This is a genomic window from Thalassoglobus sp. JC818 (assembly GCF_040717535.1).
Lineage (GTDB): Bacteria > Planctomycetota > Planctomycetia > Planctomycetales > Planctomycetaceae > Thalassoglobus.
The window spans coordinates 39,503-50,452 of the sequence record NZ_JBFEFI010000016.1 but is presented as its reverse complement, the minus strand read 5'-3'; the positions used below and the strand labels follow the sequence as shown (position 1 = coordinate 50,452).

The 10,950-nt window shown below is 52.1% G+C and carries 9 protein-coding genes; 4 read left to right on the top strand and 5 right to left on the bottom strand.

What is annotated here, in order from left to right; genetic code table 11:
* The 4 genes from AB1L42_RS23000 to AB1L42_RS22985 all read right to left on the bottom strand — a co-directional run.
* The coding region (locus tag AB1L42_RS23000; RefSeq protein WP_367062266.1) for a hypothetical protein at positions 1-297 on the bottom strand (297 nt) is incomplete at its 3' end.
* A 907-nt stretch (positions 298-1,204) separates the two neighbouring features.
* Complete coding sequence (locus AB1L42_RS22995; protein WP_367062263.1) at positions 1,205-3,739, bottom strand: DUF3854 domain-containing protein; 2,535 nt, start codon at positions 3,737-3,739, stop codon at positions 1,205-1,207.
* Positions 3,740-3,840: 101 nt separating this feature from the next.
* Positions 3,841-4,047, bottom strand: coding sequence for a helix-turn-helix domain-containing protein (locus tag AB1L42_RS22990; RefSeq protein ID WP_367062258.1), 207 nt, complete (start codon positions 4,045-4,047; stop codon positions 3,841-3,843).
* A gap of 192 nt (positions 4,048-4,239) precedes the next feature.
* Positions 4,240-4,704, bottom strand: coding sequence for a hypothetical protein (locus tag AB1L42_RS22985; RefSeq protein WP_367062255.1), 465 nt, complete (start codon positions 4,702-4,704; stop codon positions 4,240-4,242).
* A gap of 531 nt (positions 4,705-5,235) precedes the next feature.
* On the opposite strand from AB1L42_RS22985, the gene AB1L42_RS22980 reads away from it, so the two are divergent.
* On the top strand, positions 5,236-5,625 hold the full coding sequence (locus AB1L42_RS22980) for a hypothetical protein (protein WP_367062252.1): 390 nt from the start codon (positions 5,236-5,238) through the stop codon (positions 5,623-5,625).
* Positions 5,626-5,678: 53 nt separating this feature from the next.
* Here the strand turns inward: AB1L42_RS22980 and AB1L42_RS22975 are convergent, their stop codons facing one another.
* Complete coding sequence (locus tag AB1L42_RS22975) at positions 5,679-6,188, bottom strand: hypothetical protein (protein WP_367062249.1); 510 nt, start codon at positions 6,186-6,188, stop codon at positions 5,679-5,681.
* Between the two features lie 327 nt (positions 6,189-6,515).
* On the opposite strand from AB1L42_RS22975, the gene AB1L42_RS22970 reads away from it, so the two are divergent.
* Genes AB1L42_RS22970 through AB1L42_RS22960 form a run of 3 tightly spaced genes read left to right on the top strand, consistent with a single transcriptional unit; the run spans position 6,516 to position 10,916 of the window.
* Positions 6,516-6,680, top strand: a complete 165-nt coding sequence (locus AB1L42_RS22970; RefSeq protein WP_367062246.1) for a hypothetical protein — start codon at positions 6,516-6,518, stop codon at positions 6,678-6,680.
* A gap of 37 nt (positions 6,681-6,717) precedes the next feature.
* Positions 6,718-9,585: an SNF2-related protein gene (locus AB1L42_RS22965; RefSeq protein ID WP_367062243.1), complete on the top strand. Its 2,868-nt coding sequence runs from the start codon at positions 6,718-6,720 to the stop codon at positions 9,583-9,585.
* Positions 9,585-10,916 carry a sigma-70 family RNA polymerase sigma factor gene (locus AB1L42_RS22960; protein WP_367062240.1) on the top strand — a complete coding sequence of 444 codons (1,332 nt, stop codon included), beginning with the start codon at positions 9,585-9,587 and terminating at the stop codon, positions 10,914-10,916. Before AB1L42_RS22965 ends, AB1L42_RS22960 begins: the two co-directional genes overlap by 1 nt.
* Positions 10,917-10,950 lie beyond the last annotated feature (34 nt).

Sequence of the window (10,950 nt, the reverse complement as noted above, 5' to 3'; positions counted from 1 at the left end):
CTTCACGTCGGATGGAATGTCGACCGTCTCTTCAGTTTTGGCTTGCTTAGGTTGTACAAGATCGACTTTCACGAGTTTTTCGTGAAAGACATCCCCCAGGTCTCGCACAAACTCTCCAGAAAAACGATCGACACCTCCGGTGATGCGTATTTCGTTCAGCTTTTCAATCGCTGTGTGAAACCTTTCAGCGAATCCTCTATTGACATTCGAAAGTTGGGTCGAGCGACGTCGCCGGTTTCGTTCATAAAATTGAATCCCTGCTTCGCGAGTATCTTTGTCATAGATGAAACTTGCCACAACATACCTCGAAGCCTAGTTGATGAAACAGATTGATCTCCTTGCCGAGCAGCGACACCACGACCTCTGTTAGCATTTTTGAAGGCGGATTGCAGTCAGTGCCATTGTCAATCCAGCGAAGCCCTGCTCGAGACATACAAGTGCGTTCTCTGCGACTCAATCCTCCTTCCGACCACACGCGCCGAAAGTGTTCAGGGAAAGTAGTCGGAGCCAACTTGCGACAGTGTTCGAGTGTTTAAGTGTGCGGAAGTCAGTGCGAAGTTGACCATGTTTTATCTCTTGGCATTGATTCTGTATACCATGTCTCTTAGTGCAAATGACAACGGTGATTCGGCGTGCAGCTTGGCCAGGTTGATGGATAGTCTCTCATAACTTATCTGTCGACTGGAGGTTTGCTCTGGTGGTTCTTGATTTTTGCAATAGCACTTAGTTTCAACTAGGCAGTAGTGTCTGGGTTCTACTCTTGTATGTTGGTCTCAACTTAGAATTTAGTTCCGATATTTCTGTTCGGTTACCAAGCCTGAATCGAGTGCTAAGACTCATTCAAAGAATAGATGAATTCGTCAATCAAGTTCACGACGAGCGAATGAGAAAATGAAAGTGCATTGGAGGTGCTTTTCATACATTCGAAATGGGTCAGACTTGGTGAACGATTCGAGCAACTGATATTCTCTGTCGAGATCCGAAGGGTCTGCGCGAAGTCGCGGAGAGACACGGATTACGTCATTTATCGGAGAACCGGAGTTTCGGAGGTGGATTTCTACCCTCTGGCAGTGCTGGACCCACTCTGTGTCCGCTATTGCCGTTCTATCGCGCTTGGTTGAAACAACTCCGGTATCTCCGTGACTCCGGAGTTTTTGGTGAGAACTGTCTACTTGGGTTCAACCGCTTTCGATCCGCCATGGTCTTACGAACCCAATATCTCGAGTTTCCAGACTGTGACATTCATTCTCGGGTCCACATAACTGATCAACCTGCATCCATCGATGACTCGACCCTTGAATCGTTTCAGTCGTTTACTGATCAGTGTCGCAGTCGCCGACCGCAGGTTATCAACGCAGCACAACTCACACAGAGCGTTTGCCATTCCAGTGTGTGAATCAGAGTCTGCGCAGTCGATCAGTTCTCGTGCGGAATAGACCAATCGTTCTGGTTCGATTTGTAACCAATTGGTAAACAAGTTCTTCAGCGCCACTGCGTCAGAGTCTGCTTCATCCCTGAGGTGGTCTCGACCGAGTATAGGGTCAGGGAGCTTTGTCCAGACGACGAGTTGGCGAATCGTTGCTGTCCAGCCTTCGAAGCTTCCCCAGGGTTTCAGCTCTTCAGTCGGTTGTCCTGCCCGAAACCAAGCCTGAATGATCGTGAGTGCATCTGTGAGCAAGTGCTGCTGGTTTTCGATCACATGCTGCCGCAGATTATTGACTTGGAAGTCTTTTCGGTCCTCTGGATGTTCTTCAAGGGACTCCAGGCGAATCGGACAGACTCGTCGGGAAGTATCCGCTTGAAGCGTGACGTTGTTGCCGGTCGCTAGCCACGTGGTTCGATTCGGGATCTCCGAAATCTGAGACTTTCCGAGAATGCGGTCCCTCCAGGTGTCGCTTGTCAACAGAGCATCGAGCGATGGGGTTCCGAGCGTCCCGCCGATATTGTCCAGCAGAACGATTTCATCGCCATGCATGAGATGGGCAGTGATCCGCTTGCGGAACTCGTTGTCATCACTTGGGGCCGTCGAAACACAGGCTGATTTCCCGATGGAGATAAGCCCGAGCAGGTCAGCGAGTAGTGTCTTTCCAGATCCGTGAGTATTCGCGTCAACCAAGAACAAAGGTGCTGGCCCTTCAAACGTATCGCGGCCGACAATCGTGAGGAGCGCAGCCAACCACGCAGAACGGTCGTGCGGTTCGCGGATTGGAAAATCTGCGACAAGATTCAGCAGTCTGTCTCGTGCCGCCAGAGCATCGACTTGAGTTGGATTCTCGAGAACCTGAAGTTGTCCGAAGCACTTGTCGAGGTAAAGTCGCGAATCTGCGTCATATCCGTGTTGGTTAACAATCCCACCATCGCGGCGCAAAATAGGGCGGGAAACGATTCCTTTCAGGATTGGTACCCCAGGCCATTCCCCCCGATCAAAGACTGCATCCACGCACCACTTCGGAGGGGAAATTTGAGTCACTGCACCGTCGGGTGAGGACGCGAAGAAGTAGATCATCCGACACATCAACTCTCTCAGTCGAGGACGCGAGATCGCTACAATTCGAGACCCGCCGTGATCGTCGTGGAGAATTTCAGATAACTGGCCGGATCGAGAGTAGAGGCCATTTGCCTGAGGCAACGTGCTGACCACTTGTTCGTTGACAGAAAATTCATCTTTGTTTACTTCAATGAGAGTACGAGCGGCGGGGTCCATCAGCAACGCTGTCGATGCACTGGGACTTGGCGCTTGTGGATCAATCAACGAGAGCGGAGGATGCAATTCTTTGAGCGTCGCCAGAAACCCGTCGATTTCGGGAAGTGTCGAGAGCAAAGTTGACTGATTCCCGGAGACGACCAGGTCGTCGATCCCCTTGGCAAGTTCGGAATTCCAAGTCTCAATGGCCAGATTCACCCCACGCGATTTTAGGGAATCGACAAACTGGAAAAGTTGCATAGCGACGTTCGAATTCGTCCGAAAGTCGGCATCAAACGCGATAGTCAATTGTTGGGCGTCAAGCTTATCGAGAGCGTTTAGTACTTGCTTCCAGCAACCGACTCCCGGGAGCCCGATCGCGTAGATGTCAGAGAAGTAGGTCGCGATATCAGCCTTCAATGCTCCTTCGGTCACACGGACGACATCGTGACGATTTGCTTCCCTTCGCAGTGGGAAGTGGGTCAGAGCACCAGATTTCACTCCGCCATCCTTTCTTGAGGTGAGATATCGGTATTTCCCATTGCCTTGGTCATCATCACACCGGACCTGCATCGCCGCAATTTCACCCTCGGAGTTTCGGATCGGGATCAACATTCCAGACGGCCCTGCGAGGGTCCAGTAATTTTGCCCGGTTGATGTGCTCTTTCGAATGACACATCCTGGGGTTGCCGCCATCTCTTCCTCAAGACTCACTCGGATCATTTCGGTCAACCTCTTAGCACGCCCACTCTTGGGCAGGCTGCCATATTTGACGTGGTCTAAGAAGCTGTTCAACTCTGAAAGAGGAATACCCCGACTTCCGATCGCCATTCGGTGGTCAGTAGTTGGACCGAAGAGGCGGAGGAGCACTTTGTAGACACGGCTTCGATCTTTAGTTGGACCCACTCTCTGCGCAAGCTTCAATTTCGGCTTCGGAAGCCTGTTGCTCGTTTCCTGTGGCTGCGTACGCCATAAGTAATATTTGCCACCGGACTTGTCGAACTGTTGCTTTCCCGCTCCAAGACTCGGGTGCATCGCTGATCGACGGCAAATCATCGCAGTCTCACTCCGCGCACACCAGTCCGGTTTTCCGCACACTTCACACGGTCTGTCAGGACTGACAGTCTGCCAGTCAGTTGAAGAAGTCCCGAAATTGATCATCCTTCACCTCCGACACGTTGGCGGGCAATCCAGTCCCGCAAGTCTTCGACGGAGTATCGGACAGAGCGCCAGATGCGAATGTGTGGAAGGTCGCAGCGCTTGGTCATTCCCCATAGCGTTCGTTCACTGATTGAGAGCAGGTTCGCTGCTTGCCTTGGGGTAACGAGCAGATCTTCAAGACAGGAGTTTTCACTTTGGTGCATTTGCTAACCGTATGGTTCGTTCTGGAACCGCGGAGTGCGATTCCCTCATCTAAGTCAGCATGTTCACAATTTTGTTTTTGAGCTTGAAAACTCTTGTTAGGAAAAACTCTGCAAGTGGTTGTCAGGTAATAGGATGTGGAAATGTCCGGTTGCTGTTCAGTGTTCAGTGAGTGCACTGAAAACACTGAACACTCAGTCTTCAGCACCCTCAATCTTTTGTTTCAACTCTTGTAAGTGGTCGAAGAATTCCTTGGTCGGAAGTGTGCCGTCAAGAACTTGCAGTTGCACACTTAGTTTCCTTGTCTCTCTGAGACAGAGGGCTTGGTATTCCTTGAATCCGCCAAATTCCTTCTTCAGAAAACTTGAGAGGCTTGCTGAGCTAAAGTGATGCTCTTTCGAGAATTCACGAACGCCTGGAATAGATTCGGTAATTTCGCATCCGAAATGAGTGGGTCGATGATGGTTAACGAGCGCGCTAATGATGAGCAACCTCATGCTCTGTTTCGACGTATGAGGATGATTTTCGGAAGGTTTTTTCTTCTGGACTGAAAGCATACCTCTTTCTAGTTCCGTCAGAAGGTCATTGATTGCCGCAGCCGAAGCACTCCCAACGTCATCGATCCAGTATCGATTTCCTCCAACTGGATTTTCTTTCAATTGCGATAGTCGAGGACCAGTAACCAGAAACCACGCCGAAACATCTTCCGGGTGCCCTGCGTTGACGATACTCGAATAACTCTTAGCTTGGAGCAGTTCAGGATGATTTGAGAGAAGAAGTCCTGCTCGATCGAACAGTCGGAAGAGCTCTAGGTATGCTTGGCGGACATCATTCCCACCGGAAACCATTGCTCCATTTGACAAGTCGGGGTCAATTCCTTTTCCGACAACGAAAGCAAGAAGTCGAGTCGCGTCATACTTCCCCGTGAAGGGCGCGTCGAAACAATAAGCGGCTCTCAGATCCATTTTTTCGAATCCCCGAAACTCTCCTCGTAAGTCGAGCAGTTTCTGGAGGACGGCTTCTTGCTTGCTTGGACTCATCTGATTCCGTTCTAAACGATGTGAGATGAGAGCAGTTACAGAGAGAACGTTACAGGGTACAATATATCTGATAATTCTGTTGAGAGTGACCAGGCCGACTTGAGGAATGATCTCTACAATCGAAGCGATTGCTGAATAATGGATGTACAAATGTCAAACATCGAAACTCTGTCCTGTTCGAACTGCCTGCAGCGAGTGTCTCCTCGCCACTTCTACAGCGGTTATTGTCGGGAATGTAACCGCGTCGCCTCACGTCATCGAATGCGGAAGATGCGTGCCAGACGGAAGAAGACTCACGTTGAGTCACTTTGGTGCACGCTCGATAGCGATAAAAAACTGCCTGCGAAAGAGATTGAGCGGGCGGCCCGTGGACTTCTGAGTGCTTTTGGAGGAATCTCCGGGCTTGCCAGCGCTGCGGCGGAGATGCTCAACAACAAGTCCCTTTCCCCAACTCTCAGATTCAAGCTGATTCGCACAACGCTGTCACTGATTCAATCGGCTGATCGCAGCCAACAGTCTCAAGGGGCGGACGGATTCTAAGTGCACAGGAATTGACTTCGATCCCCAAGTCTTCTGTAGTCAGGTGAAGAGGGTCAGAGCAGTTCTGAAACCTCATTCAAAATAGAGTCTGGCGGCGTCCAGGGATCGAGAGCTCCCCTGCATCGGACAGGTTGGGCAAGCTGTCTCGGTTTGGCGAAAATCCAATACGTTGGCATCCAGTGATCACAGAAAAAATAACCCTGATCGAGAAGTTCTTCATCAGTCAATTCTTCACCGTGTTCGAGTAACACTTTAGCGATACGGTCTGAGATTTCAGACGGACCTCTCACCCGTCCGTCTTCTCGAACCTTGGGGATGACGTCAACAATGTCGACTGCGCCGATGATGTAACTACGGGGCAGACGACTAATCTCGGCGGCAGACTCGCCTCGCTCACGAAGAAATTCGAGTGTTGTGTCAGAAAGCTCTTCGGAAGAAAACGATGAGTGAATCAGAAGCGGTCCCCGATAAGGAGGATTCTCTTCCAGTCCGATAATCCGTTTCGCACCAGTCACGATCCAGTGTGCGTCGGGCTGTTTCACGCTGAGACATTTTACTTTCATGTATTTGCGGACCTGCTGTTTTCTTGGACGCACCACCGGTTGGGATTCGAAGTGTGACAGAGTACAAGTGTGATTCCAGGCTTCCTCTGACATTGGATAATAAAGGGCCTCTGGAAGTCTTACGAGTACATGGGCAATCTATGGTTTGGCTATCGAAAAGTTGACGCATCCGTTCTCGTATTGTCATTCCTTGTCACGGATGAATCACTCCACTGGTTTCGCTGACTCGGATTGAATGGAATCGCGATCTGTGCAGAGCAGCCAAATTTCATTGTTTGTTCTGGTGAGCAACCCCTAACGAAGATGGTACTGCGTTGCGAGAGAAAGATGAATTCCGAAGACAAAGCGCGCAGCAGATTGGGACGTTCTCAAAACGTGGGCGTCATTGAGTTCTTTCCCGAGTTTCTGGAAAAATCGATACTGGTTTCAGACCGTCTGGAACGACGCGGTGAGTTTTCGCGAGGAATTGCATCTCCCGATGGACTGCAGTAGCCTAAAGTATGGCTTGCAAAGAACGACAACGGGCATCATGACAACTCCCTACCACGCCAAATATCTCGCCTACAACTTGACTCGGCAGGCGGACCCAGGATCAGTCGATCGCTTGTCCATGGCATTATTTGACGCCTGTGTCGATCTGAATCCCCATCAGATCGAAGCAGCGATGTTTGCCTTGCGAAGTCCGCTCTCGAAGGGCGTCTTACTGGCCGATGAGGTTGGTCTCGGGAAGACCATCGAAGCTGGACTTGTTCTCTGCCAGCACTGGGCGGAACGAAAACGAAAGCTGCTCATCATCTGCCCAGCCAGCCTTCGGAAGCAATGGGCGCTGGAACTTCAAGAGAAGTTCAATCTGCCATCGATGATCCTCGACTCGAAGACCTACCGGCAGGCTGTCCGAGAGGGGAACGATACGCCCTTCGCCGGCAACAAGGTAATCATCACGTCGTTCCACTATGCCAGCCGGTTTCGTGGAGACATCCGGGCCGTTCCCTATGACCTCGTGGTCATCGACGAAGCCCACAAGCTCCGCAACGCCTACCGTCCCAGCAACAAGATGGGCCAGAACATCAAGTGGGCCATCGAAGACCGGAAGAAGTGCCTGCTAACGGCCACGCCGCTCCAAAACTCGCTGCTCGAACTCTACGGACTCTCCACGATCCTCGACGACCTGATCTTCGGCGACGTGAACTCGTTCCGCACCCAGTACACGAACGCCGGTGCTGATCTCAAAGCCCTTCGCAATCGCATCCAGACCTTCTGCAAACGGACGCTCCGAAGACAAGTCACCGAGTACATTCAGTACACCGAACGCATCCCGTTCACCGTCCGGTTTCGACCGACCGACGGCGAACAGAAGCTCTATGAAGCCGTCTCGGACTTCCTGAACCGGGAAGAGACCTACTCTGTCCCCCATCGTCAGCGTCACCTCACTGCGCTCATACTGCGCAAGTTGCTGGCCTCGTCTTCGCACGCCATTGCCAACACGCTGGACACCATGAAGTCCCGGCTAGAAGAGATGCGAGATACTCCCGAGCGGGACGAAGACGATGAGTTTATGGAGAAACTGATTGAGAACGAGGAACTCGAAAACGACTATCTTGATGAGATCCTCGAAGGGACAGCGGATCGAGAAGAGGAAGAAGGCAACGAAATCGACCTGCCCAAGCTCAAGGGGGAGATCGACGAGTTGTCCCGGTACTCGACATGGGCACGCAGCATCGGTATCGACACCAAGAGCCGGTCGCTACTCAAGGCTCTCGATCTTGGATTCGCCGAGATGGAGAAGATGGGGGCGAACCGGAAAGCTCTCGTCTTTACCGAGTCCCGCCGCACGCAGGACTACCTCAAGAACTTCCTCGAATCGAATGGCTACGGTGGCCAGATCGTCTTGTTCAACGGTACGAACTCCGATCCGGATTCTCGCCGCATTATCGCTAAATGGATTGAGAAAAATGCTGATTCCGGACGAGTCACCGGCTCTCGCCCCATCGACTGTCGCACGGCACTGATCGAGCATTTTCAGAACGACGCCACCGTCATGATTGCCACGGAAGCGGCAGCGGAAGGCGTCAACATGCAATTCTGCTCGTTGGTCGTCAACTACGACCTGCCGTGGAATCCCCAGCGAATCGAGCAGCGAATCGGTCGTTGTCACCGTTACGGCCAGAAGCACGATGTGGTCGTCATCAACTTCCTGAATGAGAGGAACGAAGCCGACCGCCGTGTTCACGAACTGCTGGCCGAGAAGTTCAATCTGTTCAATGGTGTGTTCGGTGCTTCGGACGAAGTGCTGGGACAGATCGAGTCAGGCGTCGATTTCGAGAAACGCATCCTTGCCATCTACCAGCAGTGCCGCACGCCGGAAGAGATTGACACCGCCTTCCAGCAGCTTCAACAGGAGATGGACGAGACCATTCAGTCGAAAATGGACGAGACCCGTCAGATGCTCATGGAGCATTTCGACGAGGATGTTCACGCCCGACTGAAGATGCGGCTCGACGATGCTCGTGCCAACCTCGACCGGATCGGTCGTCAATTCTGGACCCTGACCAAAGTTGTCCTGGATAACCACGCAACCTTCTGTGATGACCAGTTGACCTTCGACCTTCGCCAATCGCCTGTCAGCGAGTGTCGGCTCGGAACGTACCATCTGATCTCCAAGCAGCATCACAATGTCACCGGCGATTTACTGTACCGCTTGTCTCATCCACTCGGCGAATGGAGTGTCGCGCAAGGTAAACAAGTCGAGACGCCGACTGCGAAGGTCGTATTCGACGTGACCAACTATCCGATGAGGGTCTCCGTGGTCGAAGCACTCAAAGGAAAGTCCGGCTGGCTCACGCTCCAGTACCTCACGATTGATTCCTTCGACCGTGAGGAGTACCTCCTCTTCTCAGCGATGGACGACACCGGTAAGTCGCTCGATCAGGAGACCTGCCAGAAACTCTTCAACTGTACGGCTCACGTCGACGACGCCTGCCTTCTCCCGCCGGAACTCAATGAGCGGCTCAAGCAAGAAGCAGGGCGACACGCCGAGGCGACTATCACTCAGTCCCTCGAAGGAAACAATGCCCTGTTCAATGAAGAGCGCGAACGGTTGGAAAAATGGGCCGAGGACATGGTCGTCGCCGCTGAAAAGGAACTCTCAGACACCAAGACGCAGATCAAAGCAGTCCGGCGCCAATCACGCCTGGCAACCACACTCGACGAGCAGAACGAACTCCAGCAGAAACTCCGTGACTTGGAGAAGAAGCAGAGAAAACAACGCCAACAGATTTTCGAGATTGAAGACGAGATCGCTGGGAAGCGTGACGATCTGATCGATACCCTCCAACAGCGAATGACGCAGAAGACACACAGCAACCATCTCTTCACAATCCAGTGGGAGGTCATCTGATGAAGATCGACGCTCAATGTGATCACGAGTCAGATAATGCGAACAGGCGCAACCTGAAAGAGCACGTAGAGATTGTACCGGCGCGACGTAGGCTGCGGAAGCGACGGAACTATTGGGCGAGGATCGACCCCAAAGAACTCGTCACGTTGCCCGATTTTGAGCCGCTGAGCTACCTTCAAGAAGTCCGGCTGATCCAACGCGCACAGCAAGGGGACTTGACCGCTCGCAATGAAATCTGGGTCCGGAACGTTCGGCTGGTCCTCTCTACTGTCAATTCATTCCACGTTCCGCAAATGATCCTTCCCGATGCCATTCAGGTTGGCATCGTCGGACTCGCCCGAGCGATCGAAAAATACGAAGTCGAGCGTTACAACGCCTTTTCGACTTACGCTTGGTATTGGGTCTTTCAGGGGATCGCCCGCTTCCTCCAGGAATCCAAATTCTTTGTACGTATTCCAACCTATAAATGGAAACAGGTGCACTCCTCTCTCCACGGGCCGGACCGTGAACGCATCGAGGAATCAGATCCTGCCCAAGCACGTTTGAATCGGATCGTGCGTCCTGAGCCGCTCCACGAGATTCCCGCTCACCAGGTTCCAACATACTCGGACTCTTCTATTGGCCGCTTCGGAGAAGAGGAAGAAAGGTCTCGTCTAATTACCAGGGTGAGAAAATTGCTCAGCAAACGGGAGTACTTTGTCCTGAAGCACCGCTTCGGACTCGAAGGAGTTCCCGCGAGGACTCTGGAGCAGATTGGCGATCGGTTGGAAGTCACTCGTGAACGGGTCCGACAGATTGAATCGGCAGCGATTCGTAGGCTTCAGAGTGCACTGGTCGATCCAGCTGGACTACCGCAAACCGAATCGACACCAACCCCGGAAAATCAATCGGAAGATCTCAAACAATCGAAAAACTTCGCCCTCGACCCACTGCCTCTCGAGTTTTCAACACTACACAATCTCGACAGGGCAGACGCGCAACTAGTTTCCTTCGATGTCGACAGTGGTTCGGCACATGCGGAATTGTTGTTAATCTTCAAGCCATTCACGTTTCGGCAGGCAAACGCTGTCATCCATTATTATGGTCTGATGGGGCACCAGCCGTTGCCGATTGAAGAAGTTGCTGAACTCTTGGAATTGACCTCCAGGAAAACAAAACTTGCTCTATTGCGAGGGCGCAAACGCCTGCTGTTTACTCTCAGGAATCCGGCATACGAAAAGTTTTGGAAACTTCGCAATCTGCTTGAAAGCGATGTTCCTTCCCGAGACATTCAAGCCAGTCAGGGGAACCGACACGAAGGTTCCTGTATTGTTTCTTTTCACCAGACATGAGTACCTCCGACTCAGCACGACTTACCCACGGAAT

Bases quoted from the DNA above. Each gene is read 5' to 3' on its own strand.
- AB1L42_RS22995 (WP_367062263.1), bottom strand. From the start codon at position 3,739: ATGATTTGCCGTCGATCAGCGATGCACCCGAGTCTTGGAGCGGGAAAG.
- AB1L42_RS22965 (WP_367062243.1), top strand. From the start codon at position 6,718: ATGACAACTCCCTACCACGCCAAATATCTCGCCTACAACTTGACTCGG.
- AB1L42_RS22990 (WP_367062258.1), bottom strand. From the start codon at position 4,047: ATGCACCAAAGTGAAAACTCCTGTCTTGAAGATCTGCTCGTTACCCCA.
- AB1L42_RS22970 (WP_367062246.1), top strand. From the start codon at position 6,516: ATGAATTCCGAAGACAAAGCGCGCAGCAGATTGGGACGTTCTCAAAAC.
- AB1L42_RS22960 (WP_367062240.1), top strand. From the start codon at position 9,585: ATGAAGATCGACGCTCAATGTGATCACGAGTCAGATAATGCGAACAGG.
- AB1L42_RS22975 (WP_367062249.1), bottom strand. From the start codon at position 6,188: ATGAAAGTAAAATGTCTCAGCGTGAAACAGCCCGACGCACACTGGATC.
- AB1L42_RS22980 (WP_367062252.1), top strand. From the start codon at position 5,236: ATGTCAAACATCGAAACTCTGTCCTGTTCGAACTGCCTGCAGCGAGTG.